General features: G+C 36.0%; 9 protein-coding genes. 2 read left to right on the plus strand and 7 right to left on the minus strand.

The window, feature by feature from the left end:
* Positions 1 to 122: 122 nt before the first annotated feature.
* The 3 genes from leuC to C4F50_RS09270 all read right to left on the minus strand — a co-directional run bounded on the left by leuC (position 123) and on the right by C4F50_RS09270 (position 4,043).
* Entirely contained in the window at positions 123 to 1,517 is a 1,395-nt protein-coding gene (gene leuC / locus C4F50_RS09260) for a 3-isopropylmalate dehydratase large subunit (protein WP_193846200.1), read from the minus strand.
* Positions 1,518 to 2,042: 525 nt separating this feature from the next.
* Positions 2,043 to 2,963: a helix-turn-helix domain-containing protein gene (locus tag C4F50_RS09265; RefSeq protein ID WP_193846202.1), complete on the minus strand. Its 921-nt coding sequence runs from the start codon at positions 2,961 to 2,963 to the stop codon at positions 2,043 to 2,045.
* 276 nt (positions 2,964 to 3,239) lie between these two features.
* Positions 3,240 to 4,043 (minus strand): SDR family oxidoreductase, encoded by an 804-nt coding sequence (locus C4F50_RS09270; RefSeq protein ID WP_193846204.1) that lies wholly within the window; start codon positions 4,041 to 4,043, stop codon positions 3,240 to 3,242.
* A gap of 327 nt (positions 4,044 to 4,370) precedes the next feature.
* On the opposite strand from C4F50_RS09270, the gene dnaE reads away from it, so the two are divergent.
* Both dnaE and C4F50_RS09280 read left to right on the plus strand, forming a co-directional pair.
* Entirely contained in the window at positions 4,371 to 8,906 is a 4,536-nt protein-coding gene (gene dnaE, locus C4F50_RS09275; RefSeq protein ID WP_193846206.1) for a DNA polymerase III subunit alpha, read from the plus strand.
* A gap of 178 nt (positions 8,907 to 9,084) precedes the next feature.
* The gene (locus tag C4F50_RS09280; RefSeq protein WP_193846208.1) at positions 9,085 to 10,020 is read left to right on the plus strand and encodes an outer membrane beta-barrel protein; all 936 of its coding nucleotides are present in this window, start codon (positions 9,085 to 9,087) and stop codon (positions 10,018 to 10,020) included.
* 210 nt (positions 10,021 to 10,230) lie between these two features.
* Here the strand turns inward: C4F50_RS09280 and C4F50_RS09285 are convergent, their stop codons facing one another.
* From C4F50_RS09285 to C4F50_RS09300, 4 genes are all read right to left on the minus strand, one after another.
* A complete protein-coding gene (locus C4F50_RS09285) occupies positions 10,231 to 11,226 on the minus strand; it encodes a Gfo/Idh/MocA family protein (RefSeq protein WP_193846210.1) in 996 nt (331 codons plus the stop codon).
* Between the two features lie 364 nt (positions 11,227 to 11,590).
* Positions 11,591 to 13,678: a prolyl oligopeptidase family serine peptidase gene (locus tag C4F50_RS09290; RefSeq protein WP_431357476.1), complete on the minus strand. Its 2,088-nt coding sequence runs from the start codon at positions 13,676 to 13,678 to the stop codon at positions 11,591 to 11,593.
* Positions 13,679 to 13,857: 179 nt separating this feature from the next.
* Entirely contained in the window at positions 13,858 to 16,065 is a 2,208-nt protein-coding gene (locus C4F50_RS09295) for a TonB-dependent receptor (RefSeq protein ID WP_193846214.1), read from the minus strand.
* A 134-nt stretch (positions 16,066 to 16,199) separates the two neighbouring features.
* Positions 16,200 to 16,553, minus strand: coding sequence for a hypothetical protein (locus tag C4F50_RS09300; RefSeq protein WP_193846216.1), 354 nt, complete (start codon positions 16,551 to 16,553; stop codon positions 16,200 to 16,202).
* Positions 16,554 to 16,704: the final 151 nt, after the last annotated feature.

Consider the following 16,704-nt stretch of genomic DNA (forward strand, 5'->3'; position numbering starts at 1 on the left):
AAAAACCTTAAACTTTAGAATCTAAAATGTTTTGTTTTAAATAATGTAAAAAGAATTTTAATGGAATAATTTAGATGAAGATTGAGCTCAAAATGAGAAATCTAAAATCTAAAATCTCTCATCTAAAATAACTCTCTCGGATCTGTTAGTTTTCCTGTAACAGCCGCTGCAGCTGCCATAATCGGACTTGCAAGAAGCGTTCTTGAACCAGGACCCTGACGACCTTCAAAGTTTCTGTTTGAAGTACTTACTGCGTATTTTCCAGCAGGAACTTTATCATCGTTCATAGCTAAACAAGCAGAACATCCAGGCTGGCGCAATACAAAACCAGCTTCTGTCAAAATATCCAAAATTCCTTCTTCTTTAATCTGAGCTTCAACAACGTGAGAACCCGGAACTAACCAAGCGGTAACATTATCTGCTTTTTTTCTTCCTTTTACAATTTCAGCGAAAGCTCTAAAATCTTCAATACGTCCGTTTGTACAACTTCCTAAGAATACATAATCAATTGGTTTTCCAATCATCACATCGTCTTCATGAAAGCCCATATAAGCTAAAGATTTTTTATACGTTTCCTCACCGCCTTCTACTTGATCGGCGCTCGGAATATGTTTAGAGATACCAATTCCCATTCCAGGGTTAGTACCATAAGTAATCATTGGTTCGATATCGGCAGCGTTGATGTTCAATTCAGCATCAAAAACTGCATCTGGATCTGTTTTAAGAGTTTTCCAATATTCAACCGCTTTTGTCCAAGCTTCCCCTTTTGGAGCATATAATCTTCCTTCAAGGAAATCAAAAGTAGTCTGGTCAGGAGCGATCATTCCACCGCGCGCGCCCATTTCGATACTTAGGTTGCAAACCGTCATACGGCCTTCCATGGTCATGTTTTCAAAAACATCTCCTGCGTATTCCACAAAATATCCCGTTCCTCCAGAAGTAGTCAATTGTGCAATAATGTAAAGAGCAACGTCTTTTGGACCAACACCTTTACTTAATTGACCGTTTACGTTAATACGCATTTTCTTTGGTTTAGGCTGCATAATACATTGTGTAGAAAGCACCATTTCAACCTCAGATGTTCCGATACCAAAAGCAATTGCTCCAAAAGCACCGTGAGTAGAGGTATGCGAATCTCCGCAGACAATAGTAGCACCTGGCAAAGTAATTCCGTTTTCAGGACCCACTACGTGTACAATTCCATTTTTTTGATGTCCTAATCCCCAGTGCGAAATTCCGTATTCAGTCGCGTTATCTTCAAGCGCTTTAAGCTGATTTGCTGATAGAGCATCCTGAACTGGTAAATGTTGGTTTATAGTTGGTGTATTGTGGTCTGCAGTTGCAAAAGTACGCTCTGGATATAAAACCTTTACGCCTCTTTCTTTTAATCCTAAAAAAGCAACAGGACTCGTAACTTCATGAATGAAATGGCGGTCAATAAAAAACACATCTGGCCCATCTTCAATTTTACGCACAACATGTGAATCCCATACTTTGTCAAATAATGTCTTACTCATTTTTTATTTTTTTTAATTGTAATTTTATAACTACAGCCTTTCCTGTTGATTATAATAGGTAAGCAAAATTAAAAAAAGGTAAAAAACAGTCAATTTCAAAAATTCATTATATACGATACCCAAACTAAAATACAAATTGCGAATTGGCTTTTGCTGCTTCAATTTTGACAGAAAAATGATGGAGAAACTGATTTTGTTTTTCTTTTTCAGATTTAATTCTGCTTGATTGTTCTTTGTTTTAATAGTTTGCAAATTTATCTCAAAATCACTATAAAATAGTGTGTTTGGTTTGAAAAAATGTAACAAAATAGATAAAAATAGTAATAATTGACAGTTTTGAATTTTTGACAAATAGGCTCTTTTTGACTTTTTTTTGACGTAAAAAGCCTTTTTAGAATGATTCTATATCCTCAAAAAAAGACTAAAATACTACGACATCCAAGAAGTGAATTTTTATGAATTTTTATCTCTTTTAAGAGAAAAAACAGAGTTGAGAGGAATATGGTCTAAGAATAGTCCTGAAGTCTAATTCAATGAATTTTTAAACTCTAAAGGAGTCAGTTTAGTTTTCTTTTTGAAGAGTTTGCTAAACGATTGAGGATATTCAAAACCCAATTGATATGCAATTTCTGCTACCGAAAGATTGGTGGTAATCAGGAAATCTTTTGATTTTTCTATTAGTTTTGAATGAATGTGCTGCTGCGCATTTTGTCCCGTTAAATTTCGAAGCATATCGCTTAAATAGTGAGTAGAAACGTTAATTTGTGAAGCAAGAAAATCAACTGTGGGCAGGCCTCGTTTCAAAGTTTCTGCATTATTAAGATAATTGTCCAGCGTTTCTTCTACTCTGAGTAATAAATCATGGCTTATCGTTTTGCGTGTAATAAATTGGCGTTTGTAAAAACGATTACTATAATTAAGCAAAACGTCAATATAAGAAACAATTACATCCTGGCTCATTTCGTCAATTGCAGTATGAAGTTCGTTATCAATGCTGGTCAATAGTCCTATAATAATTGTTTTTTCGCTGTCAGAAAGATGCAGTGCTTCATTGGTATCGTAGGAAAAGAAACCGTATTTTTTGATGTTTTTGCCTAAAGGATAATTTCGAATAAAGTCCGGATGAAAAAGCAAAGTATAACCGCCATATTCGGCTCCTTCTTCATTATCAGTAAAAATCAATTGATTGGGAGAAGCAAACATTAATCCTCCTTCATTAAAATCATAATAACCCTGACCGTAACCCATTTTTCCGTGTGTAGAAAATTTATAGGATATTTTATAAAAATCGAGCAAAAAAGAATTGTTTGTTAAATCTCCATTTATAACAAGCTGTGTATTATCAACCAGACTTATCATAGGATGAAGAGGTTTAGGCAGCTTCAATAAAGAATGAAATTGTGATATAGAGGAAATTTTTGCAGGATTGTTATTTTTCTTTTCCATGATATAAATGTATAAAAATTAAAGGATTAATTAGATTTTTCGAAAGGTATTGAACAGCCTTCCTGATTTTGAAAGACCAGCTTCAGAGAATCTAAATATTTATAGAAATCGTATTTATTATGGAGAGAGAAGCTCCCGCGGAGCGAAATATTTATTGTAATACAAGTATATTTCGCTCCATTGGAGCTCTTTTGTATCTGGATTATTGAATTTCTTTAAATGTTCTGCTCCGCTGAAGCTTAATGCTTTTCGGGCATTATTCTTAATTAAGAGTTATTATGCGCCTAAAAATTGTTTGCCAAATGCAGCACGAAAAACTTCGTCTCCTTGTTCCTGTCTTTGTTTGTAAAGTGCTTTTGCATCTTCTCCTGCTACATATCTCAGTTGGTTTTTTCCGTCTGTAGCGGCTTCGTAAACAACAGCTGCAATTTGTTCCGCCGTTGATGCCATTTCAAACATTACATCTACATTTTCAAACATTTTGTCTGCCATTGCCTGGTATTCCGGTTTAACTCCGGTATCAAGTGAACCATGAAGGAATTCTGTTTTAATACCACCCGGAGAAACGGTTTTAATGTTTATTCCAAACGGATTTAATTCATACGCCATGCTTTCGCTCCAGCCTTCAAGTCCCCATTTTGTTGCGTGATATACAGATCCTAAAGGAAACGAAATCAAACCGCCAATAGAAGTTGTAGAGATAAATAACCCGCTTTTTCTTTCTCTGAAATACGGAATAAAAGCGTTGGTAACACGAATAACTCCAAGTAAATTAGTATTAAGCTGTTTGGTAATCTGATCATCAGAAAGGCTTTCAAGAGGCCCAATTAAACCATACCCGGCATTATTGAAAACAATATCAATATCGCTTAATTGAATGGCTTTTTGAACCGTGTTTTGTATTTGCTCATAATTGGTAACATCTAACGGTAATAGTGTTACATTTTTTAAATCAGAAAGTTCTGTTTCCTTTTCAGGATTTCTCATTGTTGCGATAACATTCCATCCTTTTTGCTGAAATAATTTTGCTGTAGCTTTTCCTAATCCTGAAGAAGCACCTGTAATAAAAATAGTTTTCATAATAATTGTTTTAAATTGATAAGGCAAAGTTCAGGATAGCATGCAGTTAAAAAGTGCTCATTTTGGTGCAATGAGTATCCAAAATGAATAATCGAATTTTTTAGGATTAAAGAATCCAAATTTTATCATTTTTATTGGTTTTTAACAGTTTCTAATAATGATTTTGATTAATGCTTTTTGTTTAATTCTTTATTTCCTGAAGCCAAAAAAAAGCGTAAATTTGAACTTCCTCCATTATTTACTTATAACTTTATTATCTTCCATGTAATCAAATATTTATATGGGATAAGTTTGGGATTTGGAGTTTAATTTTTGTATTTTAACTCTATGTATTTAATATTCGATACCGAAACAACCGGATTACCAAAACGCTGGGATGCCCCAATTACCGATTCTGATAACTGGCCCCGCTGTATACAAATCGCGTGGCAGCTTCACGACGAAATGGGACAGCTTATCGAACATCAGGATTATTTGGTAAAACCAGAAGGATTTAATATTCCGTATGATGCCGAACGTATTCACGGAATTTCCACTGAATTGGCTGAAGCCGACGGAATCACACTGGCTGAGGTTTTGGAGAAATTCAATATCGCTTTAAGCAAAACCAAATTTATCGTTGGTCAGAATTTAGGTTTTGACGTGAACATTATGGGCGCCGAATTCCATAGAATGGGAGTAGAGTCTCAGATGAGTTCAATGCCGGTTTTGGATACCTGTACCGAGGTTACAGCTTCTTTATTACAGCTTCCTGGAGGTCGTGGAGGAAAATTCAAACTTCCGACCTTGACCGAATTACACAGCTATCTTTTTGACAAACCTTTTGCAGAAGCGCACAACGCAACTGCCGACGTGGAGGCAACGACGCGTTGTTTCTTAGAATTGGTTAGAAGAGAGGTTTTTACCAAAGAAGAGCTTGATGTTCCTAAAGAATATTTTAAGGAATTTAAAGAAAGAAACCCGCAGGAATTTCCTTTAATTGGTTTAAAACACATCAACTTAAAAGCAGCTTCTGATAAAATCAGAGAGCAGATCAAAGCGTTGCAAGTTGATGAAACGCCGACTGTAGTTTCAGAATCTGATAAAGCCGATTTTAAAGCCGCAAAATTTGCGCATTTACACAATCATACGCAGTTTTCGGTTCTTCAATCTACAATCGGAATTGGAAATATTGTTGCTGCTACAGCCAAAAATGGAATGCCTGCCGTTGCGATGACTGATACCGGAAACATGATGGGAGCTTTCCATTTTGTGAGTGCCGTTATGAATCATAATAAAGGGGCTTCTGCCAAAAACAAAGCTTTGGTTGAAGCTGGTGAAGAACCAACAGAAACAGAGATTAAACCAATCGTTGGCTGTGAATTTAATATCTGCGAAAATCATTTAGATAAAAGTAAAAAAGACAACGGTTATCAGGTTGTTTTAATGGCCAAAAATAAAGCCGGTTACCACAATCTGGCAAAAATGGCTTCGATTGCTTATACAGACGGATTTTATTATGTACCGAGAATTGACCGCAAAATTGTGGAACAATATAAAGGTGACATCATGGTACTGTCTGGGAATTTATACGGAGAAATTCCGAGTAAAATTCTGAACATCGGTGAAAACCAAGCAGAAGAAGCTTTGATTTGGTGGAAAGAACAATTTGGCGAAGATTTCTATCTGGAAGTAATGCGCCACAATCAGGAAGATGAAAATCGTGTCAACAAAACCCTGATTGAGTTTTCTCAAAAGCATAATGTCAAATTAATTGCAACCAACAATACTTATTATTTAAATAAAGAAGATGCCAATGCGCACGACATTTTACTTTGTGTAAAAGATGGTGAAAAGCAGGCAACACCAATCGGCCGCGGTCGTGGTTATCGTTACGGACTTCCAAATCAGGAATACTATTTCAAGTCGGAAGAAGAGATGAAAAAACTCTTTGCCGATCTGCCAGAAGCGATTATCAATATTCAAGAAATTGTCGATAAGGTTGAAGGATATTCACTTTATCGTGATGTATTGCTTCCGAAATTTGATATTCCAGAAGAATTTGTAGTGGCAGAAGATGAAGCTGACGGCGGTGTAAGAGGAGAGAATAAATACCTGAGACACCTAACTATGGAAGGTGCCAAAAGGAGATATGGCGAAATTACAGAATCGATTCAGGAACGTTTGGATTTCGAATTATTAACGATTTCGAATTCAGGATATCCTGGTTACTTTTTGATTGTACAGGATTTCATTGCCGAAGCCAGAAAGATGGATGTATCTGTTGGGCCGGGACGTGGATCTGCAGCGGGTTCTGCCGTTGCGTACTGTCTGGGAATCACGAATATTGACCCGATTAAATACGATTTGCTTTTTGAGCGTTTCTTAAATCCTGACCGTGTATCGATGCCCGATATTGATATCGACTTTGATGACGAGGGTCGTGGACGTGTAATGGAATATGTAATCAACAAATACGGTCAGAAACAGGTAGCGCAGATTATTACTTATGGTAAAATGGCAACCAAATCGGCGATTCGTGATACGGCTCGTGTACTGGATTTACCATTATTTGAAGCCGATAGAATTGCCAAACTGATTCCGGGAATGATGCCGTCAAAATGGAATCTGGCGCGTTTTATTTCTGAAAGTGAAGAAGAAGTTAAAAAAGCGCTTCGTTCGGATGAATTTGATAATGTAAAAGAATTAATTGCGATTGCCAATGAAGATGATTTGGCAGGAGAGACGATCCAGCAGGCAAAAATTCTGGAAGGATCAATGCGTAATACAGGAATTCACGCCTGCGGGGTAATCATTACGCCGTCGGATATTACGAATTATGTTCCCGTTACAACCGCAAAAGATTCTGATTTATATGTAACGCAGTTTGACAACTCGGTTGCAGAAAGTGCCGGACTGCTAAAAATGGACTTCTTGGGTCTGAAGACCCTTACGCTGATAAAAGACACCGTTAAACTGGTAAAATATAGAACAGGAATAGATTTAGATCCTGATACTTTTCCGATTGATGATGAGGAAACGTATGCGCTTTTCCAAAGAGGTGAAACGGTTGGTATTTTCCAATACGAGTCGCCTGGAATGCAGAAATACATGAAAGACTTAAAACCGACGGTTTTCGGGGATTTAATTGCAATGAATGCACTTTACCGTCCGGGACCTTTGGAGTATATCCCGTCTTTCGTTCGAAGAAAAAATGGTGACGAAGAAATCAAATACGATTTAGATGCCTGTGCCGAATATTTGTCTGAAACCTATGGAATTACGGTTTACCAAGAGCAGGTAATGCTTTTGTCTCAGTCTTTGGCAGGATTTACAAAGGGTGAGGCCGACGTTTTGCGTAAAGCGATGGGTAAGAAACAAAAAGACGTACTGGATAAAATGAAGCCGAAGTTTGTGGAGCAAGCTGCCGCAAAAGGTCACGATGCCAAAGTTCTGGAGAAAATCTGGAAAGACTGGGAAGCCTTCGCGAGTTACGCCTTCAACAAATCGCACTCGACTTGTTATGCGTGGATTGCCTATCAAACAGCTTATTTAAAAGCACATTATCCTGCAGAATATATGGCGGCGGTACTTTCGAATAACATGAACGACATCAAACAGGTTTCGTTTTTTATGGAAGAATGCAAACGTATGGGCTTACAGGTTCTCGGGCCAGATGTTAACGAATCGTACTATAAATTTACTGTAAACGATGATTACGCGGTTCGTTTCGGAATGGGAGCGATCAAAGGAGTAGGTTCTGGAGCAGTAGAAACTATTGTAGAAAATAGAAAAGACGGAAGATATAAATCGATTTTTGATTTGGCGAAGCGAATTGATTTGCGCGCAGCGAATAAAAAAGCGATTGAAAATTTAGCACTTGCCGGAGGATTCGATTCTTTTGAAGGAACGACCAGAGCGCAGTACTTTCATGACGATGGTGACGGAATTACGTTCTATGAAAAAGCCATGCGTTATGGGTCGAAGTTTCAGGAAAATGAAAACTCTTCTCAGGTAAGTTTGTTTGGAGAAACCAGCGAAGTCCAGATTGCCGAACCAGTTGTGCCTCCATGTGAAGACTGGAGCACGATGGAAAAGCTGGCAAAAGAAAAAGAAGTGGTCGGGATTTACATTTCCGGACATCCGCTGGATGATTTTAGATTTGAAATGAAATACTTCTGCAACGCCCGATTAGAAGCGTTGAAAAGTATGAATGAATATGTGGGTAAAAATTTAAACTTTGCAGGAATCATTAATAACGTGCAGCATCGTGTAGCGAAAAACGGAAAAGGATGGGCAGTCTTTAATTTAGAAGGATATGACGAAAGTTATGAGTTTAAGATTTTTGGGGAAGAATATTTAAAATTCCGCCATTTCCTGATTCAGAATAATTTTGCTTTCCTGAAAATTTTAATAAAAGATGGCTGGGTCAATCACGATACAGGAAAAAAATCCGATCCGAGAATGCAGTTTGTCGAGATTCGACAGCTTCAGGATATTTTGGAAGCATTTGCCAAAAAGTTAATTGTTTTATTGAATATTAAAGATCTTCAGGCTGAATTTATTCATAAATTAAGTCATTTGTTTAACGAAAATAAAGGGGATAATACCGTGACTTTTGAAATCATGGAATTAGAAAAAATAAAGCGTTTGGTTGAGGTAGAAACACCAACCGATTTTGAAGCTGATGACGCTGTTTTTGAAGATGAAAGCGACAATGAAGACGAGGGAGTTGAGAACACAAAAATTCAGGAAGTAAATGAGGTTGAAGAGATAAAGGTTGTAACCAAACTGACTATGCCAAGCCGTCGTTTAAAAATTAAGATTTCAGCTGAATTGCTGCAGGAATTAGAAAAAATGCAAATTAACTTTAAATTGAACTAAAAAATTAACAGTTAAAATTTAAACAGATCTTGGATTTTTTAGTTAAAAATATGCATGCATAATAGTTTTTTAGTAATATTGCGCGAAATTATAACGATTTCGTGACACGTCTAACCATGCGGACTAGAACGATGTAGTTAAATGTTCTAAGTTTGTATAAATTAATTAAAACAGAATTATGAAAAAGAACCTATTTTTATTAGGATTATTAGTTTGCTCTATGGCCACAATGGCGCAAACAACAGACAAACCAGAAAGCTGGTATTTTAAATTAGGTGGGTCTTATTTCCTTCAGACTGCAGCTACCGAATTTCCAATTGTAAATGGTCAATTACCTAATACGGATGTTTACGGATCTAATGGTACTACTTTAATTTCGAGAAAAACAAATCATGGTTCTTTTGGAGAAGGTTTCCGTTCTGGATTAACTGTTGGTTACCGTTTTTCTACACGTTTAGGAGTTGAGATGGGGGTTAACTACTATTCTAGTGCAGATAAATTGATGGTTGAAACTCAAAATCGTCTAGTTGCTACTTCTCCAACAAATATTTTTGTAACTGGAGATGCTGTAGGAAAAATTAGAGCTTGGGATTTATCACCTTCATTAGTATTGTTCTTGGGAGAAGCTAAAGGTTTTGAACCATATACAAAAGTAGGGGTTATTGTTCCTATACATGGTGATTTAACAATTGAAACAAATCGCGAATATTCTACAGCAGCAGGAGTAATGGCAAAAACATACTCTGAAGACGTTGTAAAACCTAATCCAACAATTGGTTTTATGGCAGCAATTGGAAGTTCTTATAAATTAGGTAAACATATTGCTCTATTTGCTGAAGTTGAATATAGAAACTTTACAGTACATGGAAAAACTAAAGAAACTACCGTGTTTACTGAAAATGGAGTAGATAAATTACACACACCATCTACTTTTAGACAAGATGCTTCTTATTCTGCAATTCATACGAATTATGTAAGCCAATTAACTACTGGTTCAAACAGTAAAGTAACTAATGCAGCAGGTTTTGATGATACTAAAGCTACTGATGATATCAGTTCTTTTGTTGGTATTTCTGGTATTGGTTTAACTATTGGTTTAAAATACAGCCTATAATTTTATAGAAGTTTTTAGTTTTAAAAAAAAGAGGATATTCGTTAAGAATATCCTCTTTTTTTACGATGAATTGCCTCCTGCTTTAGCTGGAGGTTAAAAATGAATCAGAATAAAAGGCTTTAGCCAAACCTAAATTTCGCTAAAGCCCTATCAATTAATGAATTTATAAACCTCCAGCTAAAGCAGGAGGCAATTCAATTCTAAATAATATTATTTAGAAGAATTCCTAAACTCTTTCAAAACTTCATCAATTACCCAAGTTGTTCTTGCTCCAGAAATTCCTTTTGACGGCGAAGCACCTTCTTGTCCTAAAAGCTCAGCCATAACTGTTTCAATAAAAGGCTGCTGAATATGAAGTGGATTTTCTATTGTAATGCTCTCTTTTTCTCCGTCTGCATATTGAATATGTAAAGGATCGTTCCCAAAAGTAGAGAATGAAATTTTGCCTTTATCACCTACAATTTCAGTATTATCATAACGTTCAAAACTAGCAAAATTCCATATTCCAGAACCGTGAATTCCATTTTCAAATAAAAATGACATCGAAACACTATCTTCGGCTGGATAAGCCAATAATTGCGAAGTCGCGTGCCCTTTAACAGACTTTATCGGACCTAAAACAAAATCCAGGAAATCGAGCGTGTGACAAGCTAAATCGACAAAAATGCCGCCTCCAGAAATATGCGGTAAAACCGTCCACGGAAGATTGATTTCGTCGTCATAACGTTCCTCAAACGGATGATATAAAACACAGTTTACGTGTCTGATATTCCCCAGTTTTCCTTGGTCGATTATTTCTTTTATTTTTAAAAAACGGGGTAAAGCTCTTCTGTAATAGGCAACAAACAAAGGAACATTATTTTCTTTGCAAACGCTGATCATTTCATTGCATTCTTCAAAAGTCAGAGCCATTGGTTTTTCAACATAGACTGGTTTTCCGGCTTTGGCACATAAAATAGTATATTCTTTATGAGAGGATGGAGGAGTAGCAATATAAACCGCATCAACATCTGGATCATTTATTAAGTCGGCTGCATTTGAGTACCATTTTGGAACATTATGGCGTTTGGCATAGTCTTCAGCAAGCGCGGCATCTCTTCGCATCACAGCAACCAAAGCGGAGTTTGGGGCTTTCTGAAAAGCTGGTCCGCTTTTAACTTCGGTTACGTTTCCACAGCCAATTATTCCCCATTTTATAATTTTCATTTTTATGGTTTTTTAGTTTCTCAAATTTAAAAAAGGTTTGCAACCAATTGCATTAATTTTTACGAATAATTTTTTCACGCAGATTGAAATAGATTTAAGCAGAAGTATACAGATTTTATTTTACCGCAAAGCACGTAAAGTTTTTGTATCAGTCTGGTTTGTAAAAAAAACAAAGTTCGCAAAGCTGGTTCAATACAAAGCTTTGCGAAGTTTGCATCTTCTAAAGATACTTTTGTATAAAAAACTTTGCGTGCTTTGCGGTAAAATCAATTAGTCCTTGTCGAAAAAATGTGGCAAAAAATTAGCCGCGAACTCACAAAATAATTCGTGAATTCGTGGCTGAAAAAATTTAAGTTTTAAAGTCTTACTTTGAAGGCAAAGTTTTAAAGCCCATATTGTAAAGCGTAAATGCCTGAATGTCTACATTCTCTTGTATAGAAGCTGCAACAGATTTTCCTGCACCGTGACCTGCTTTAACATCAATTCGGATTAAAACTGGATTTTCTCCTGCTTGTTTTTCCTGTAATTCAGAAGCAAATTTAAAACTGTGTGCTGGAACTACACGATCATCGTGATCTCCTGTAGTCACCATTGTTGCAGGATAATTGGTTCCTTTTTTTACATTATGAACTGGAGAATAACCTTTTAAATATTCAAACATTTCTTTGTTGTCTTGCGCTGTTCCGTAATCAAAAGCCCATCCTGCACCTGCTGTAAAAGCGTTGTAGCGAAGCATATCCATAACACCAACCGCTGGTAAAGCAACTTTCATTAAATCAGGACGTTGCGTCATTGTTGCACCTACTAATAAACCTCCGTTAGATCCTCCGCGAATAGCCAGATAATCAGATGAGGTATATTTTTGCGCAATTAAATATTCTGCAGCAGCGATAAAATCGTCAAATACATTTTGTTTGTTAAGTTTTGTTCCTGCATTATGCCATTTTTTTCCGTATTCGCCGCCGCCTCTTAAGTTGGCAACTGCATATACGCCTCCATTTTCCATCCAAACGGCATTTGCAATACTAAAACTTGGAGTTAAACTAATATTGAAACCACCGTATCCATAAAGAATAGTTGGATTTTTACCGTCAAGTTTAGTTCCCTTTTTATAAGTAATAATCATCGGAACTTTTGTACCGTCTTTTGAAGTGTAAAAAACTTGTTTAGATTCGTAATCTTCACTCTTAAAATCAACTTTTGGTTTTTGATACACTTCAGATTTTCCAGATTTCGGATCAAAAGAGAAAATACTTCCTGGTGTGGTATAATTGGTAAAACTGTAATAAAGTGTTTTTTCTTCTTTTTTACCACCAAATCCAGAAGCTGTTCCAACCGCAGGAAGTTTGATTTCGCGAACTAATTTTCCGCTGTAATCGTATTGTAAGACTAACGAAACAGCATCTTTTGTGTAGTTAGCAAAGAAATAACCCCCGCCGGTAGATGGATTCAAGACATTCTCTGTTTCCTTAATAAAATCCTTCCAGTTTTCTGGTTTTGGATTATTAGCATCAACAGTTACAACACGTTTGTTGGGTGCGTTCAAATCGGTTTCAATAAACAATTTACTTCCTTCATTTTCGATAATAACACTGTCGCTGTTAAAGTTGTCAACAATAGTTACAATCGGACTGTTTGGTTTAGTTAAATCTTTAATATACAATTCGTTTCCATAAGTTGAATTAGCGGCTGTAATAATCAAATATTTGTCGTCTTCAGTAAGATAACCGCCGACATATCTTCTTTTTTGGTCTGCTCCAAAAATGACTTTATCCTCTTTTTGAGAAGTTCCTAATTTGTGAAAATACAATTTATGCTGATCTGTTTTGGCAGACAATTCACTTCCTTTAGGTTTATCATAACTTGAGTAGTAGAAACCTTCGTTTCCGCGCCATGAAACACCACTGAATTTTACATCGACCAAAGTATCTTCTAAAACTTTCTTAGAGACGGCATCAATAATGATAACTTTTCTCCAGTCGCTTCCTCCCTCAGAAATTGAATAAGCTGCTTTGCTCCCATCTTTAGAAAAATTTAATCCTCCAAGCGATGTAGTTCCGTCTTTAGAGAAAGTATTAGGATCTAAGAAAACTTCATCTTTTCCGTCTTTGCCTTTTCTGTATATAACAGATTGATTTTGCAAACCATTATTTTTAGAATAATACGTAAATTTTCCTTCAGTAAAAGGAGCTCCTATTTTTTCGAAGTTCCACAATTTTTCCATTCGTTTTTTAAGTTCCTCACGAAACGGAATCTGGTCTAAATAAGCATAGGTAACTTTGTTTTCGGCTTTTACCCAAGCTTCGGTTTCGGTAGATTTATCATCTTCTAACCAACGATAAGGATCGCTTACTTTACTGTCAAAATAAACATCAACAGTTTCTCCTTTTTTAGTTTGGGGATATTGAATTTTATGCTGTCCAAACGACGTGCCCGCGGTCATGATTGCCATTATAAAAATTGATTTTTTCATTAGTATAGTTTATATCGGTTTTAACAAAAATAGCACTTTTTGTGAGACTGGTAATGTTTAACCGTAAAGTACGCAAGGAAAAAAGCGCAAAGGACGCAAAGTTATTTGCTTTTGCGAACTTTGCGCTCATGTTAGCGTCTTAGCGGTTAAATAAAATCTTATAAGTTGAAATTAACTCCCAGAACGATATTTCTTCCAATGTTCGGAATTCCGTCTGTTTTTAATCGCGAAAGATGTGCAATATATTTTTTATCGAATAAATTGTTTCCGTTTAAGTTAATGTCAAAAGCCGTTTTTCCAAGTTTCACAGTACCTCCAAAACCTAAATTTACTAAAGTATAGCCTTTAGAAGCCGTTTCAAAGCCGCTAACATTATCTTGGTTAAAAGTCGAAGAAACATTCAAAGAAGCAAAACCTTCGCTCAACCAGTTTTTGATGTTAAACTCTGTTCTAAGTGTATTGTTCCAATTGTTTGCAGGAATCAGAGGCAGGTAATCATTGTTGTCTTTTTTGCCCGTTACGGTTTCAAAACTCGTTTCAAAGTGTAACCAATCTAATGGATGCGGGTGAAAGTGAAGCCCAACTTCACCGCCGTATAATTTTGCATTATCCTGAACATAAGCAAAAACATCATTATCTTCTAGAACGTCTCCGGTTGGCGAAGTGTAGATGTAGTTGTTTACATGATTGTAGAATCCGTTAACAAAGAATTCGAAATGTGAATTTTTATATTCTAAGTTAATATCAGTCTGAACGTTTTGTTCTGTTTTCAAATTTGCATTCCCAATTTCGTAGCGGTTTGTACCTTCGTGAACACCGTTTGAAGTTAATTCTGCTAAATTTGGCGCTCTAAATCCTGTTGCAACATTCGCACGAAGTGTAAGCGATGCTGCTAAATTTGTTTTGTATCCCAATGAAGCATTAAAACTGTCAAAAGATTTGTCTAAAGCCTGAAAATAACCCTCTTCACCTTCAGTCCCATGAGCAATTGAAGTAACATTTCGGTTGTCAAAACGAAGTCCTGCCTGAATTACGTTGGAATTCCATTCGTAATTAGCCGTTCCAAAAACACCAAAATCATTTGTTGTTGCGTCTGGAATTAAATATTCTTCACCAGAATTTTTATTGGTCTGATGCATTCCTTGAACACCAAAAATCGTTTCAAAATTCCCTAATTTAGGTAAATGGTATTTTGCATTATAATTAAAAGTATTCAATTTCATGTGCAGTGAAGCTTCATTGCTGTCTTCAAACTCACTTCGGTCATTAGAAATATAGCCTAAATCAACATCCAGTTTAGAATTTTCAAAGAAAATAACATTGTTTAAACTCAACAAATGATTGAAAATCCCTTGTCTCGGAAACTGCGTGTCTTTGCTCGAAGATTGTTCTGCGATTCCATCTTCTGGAATTCCGATATCCAATTTATTGTAATTGTAACGAAGAACGCTTGAAAAGCTGGAGTTGCTGTAACCAATCCCGGTTTTAAAATCGGTTTCGTTATAGCGGGAATTTGTTACACGGTCACCGTCTGAAATTTTGTAATCAGAATGTGTGTTATAGCTTCCGCGAGCCAGAAATTTCCAATTGTCTGTAGATGTTTTCAGTCCGATTGAAGAATTACTTCCCTGCGTATTCGTAAAATATTTTTGACTGAAGTTGGCTTTAAAATCACCAGCATCAGCAAATTTCTCAGGATTAAAATACAAAACACCTCCCAGAGCATCAGAGCCATATAATAAAGAAGCCGGGCCTTTTATCACTTCAACACTTTCGATTCCGGCATCGTTTAAGCCTAAGCCATGCTCGTCGCCAAACTGCTGATTTTCGATACGAACGCCTTGAGAATAAACCAAAACACGATTGCCGCTAAGACCTCGAATTACAGGTTTTCCGATTGAAGTTCCTGTCGAAATTTGAGAAACTCCTGGAATTGTTGCCAAACCTTCAATCAATGTCGAAGTCCCTTTTTGTTGTAATGTTTTGATGCTTTCATGTTCTACCTTCATTACGTTCTGCGATTGCAGCTTGTTAAAAGGAGTTGAGACAATTACTTCATCCATTTCTAGAATAGATTCTTCTAAGGTAATGTCTAAAACGTTTTGCTTTAATAATTTGGCAATAGTTTTATTTTGAGTGCTGTAGCCGACAAAGGCAAAAGAAAGACGCAGAGCTCCATTAGGAAGATTGTTAAATTCATATTTTCCATTAGCGTCTGTTGTGGTTCCTTTGTGAAGTTCTGGCGCATAAACAGAAACGCCTGGCATGGGCTGGTTTTGAGAATCGGTTACGGTTCCAGAAACAGAATTTTGAGCAGAAAGTATGCTCGAAAACCCTAAAATAAGGGCTATGATAAGTTTTTTCATTTGAAAATGATGCTATAGTTTTAATGATTGATTTTTTAAACTAAAAGCCAGACAAGCACACAATTTTGAATTATGCAAAATTGAAGCAAACGTAAGTTTAGAATAAAAAAAGATTGTTCGAATACATCGAAAATTTAAGAAACTACAGTGCTCGGAGGACCGCGTAAAAAGTAATAATCTCCAGAAAACGAAAGTATTTTTTCTGTGAAAGTAAAAAAATAGGGAGTTTCTTTTTGAAAAGAAAGAACCTGAAACGAAAAACTATCGGGAAGAATATAACTGCCAAAAGCAAAATTACAGACAAAACACAAGTCGTAATCATGGTGCTGATGCGTTATTTCGCCATTAGGATCATTATAGTCATGATGGCATTGTTTCTCTGAAAGCTGTTTTACAATATGCTCATAACTGTGTATCGACTGAAACAATATTGAAAACAATATCATTACAGCAGATGAGAAACTTATTATGAGCTGCTTTCTTTTCATGCCTTGCAAAGGTATAAAAGATAAAAATAAAAACGAATCAATTTTTTATTACGAAAACTGTATTTGTTGAAAAAAGTACAATAAAATGGTTTTATTCTTTATTAAAAAAGAATAATCAGCTCAGAATCGAATCCAAAGGCATCATTATATT

Origin of the sequence: Flavobacterium hungaricum, assembly GCF_015182285.1 — a bacterium.
In the GTDB taxonomy this organism is placed as follows: Bacteria; Bacteroidota; Bacteroidia; order Flavobacteriales; family Flavobacteriaceae; genus Flavobacterium; species Flavobacterium hungaricum.

Excerpts from the sequence above, each read along its gene's own strand:
- C4F50_RS09265 (WP_193846202.1), bottom strand. The coding sequence starts at position 2,963 with ATGGAAAAGAAAAATAACAATCCTGCAAAAATTTCCTCTATATCACAA.
- leuC (WP_193846200.1), bottom strand. The coding sequence starts at position 1,517 with ATGAGTAAGACATTATTTGACAAAGTATGGGATTCACATGTTGTGCGT.
- C4F50_RS09290 (WP_431357476.1), bottom strand. The coding sequence starts at position 13,678 with ATGGCAATCATGACCGCGGGCACGTCGTTTGGACAGCATAAAATTCAA.
- C4F50_RS09270 (WP_193846204.1), bottom strand. The coding sequence starts at position 4,043 with ATGAAAACTATTTTTATTACAGGTGCTTCTTCAGGATTAGGAAAAGCT.
- C4F50_RS09285 (WP_193846210.1), bottom strand. The coding sequence starts at position 11,226 with ATGAAAATTATAAAATGGGGAATAATTGGCTGTGGAAACGTAACCGAA.
- C4F50_RS09300 (WP_193846216.1), bottom strand. The coding sequence starts at position 16,553 with ATGAAAAGAAAGCAGCTCATAATAAGTTTCTCATCTGCTGTAATGATA.
- C4F50_RS09295 (WP_193846214.1), bottom strand. The coding sequence starts at position 16,065 with ATGAAAAAACTTATCATAGCCCTTATTTTAGGGTTTTCGAGCATACTT.
- dnaE (WP_193846206.1), top strand. The coding sequence starts at position 4,371 with ATGTATTTAATATTCGATACCGAAACAACCGGATTACCAAAACGCTGG.
- C4F50_RS09280 (WP_193846208.1), top strand. The coding sequence starts at position 9,085 with ATGAAAAAGAACCTATTTTTATTAGGATTATTAGTTTGCTCTATGGCC.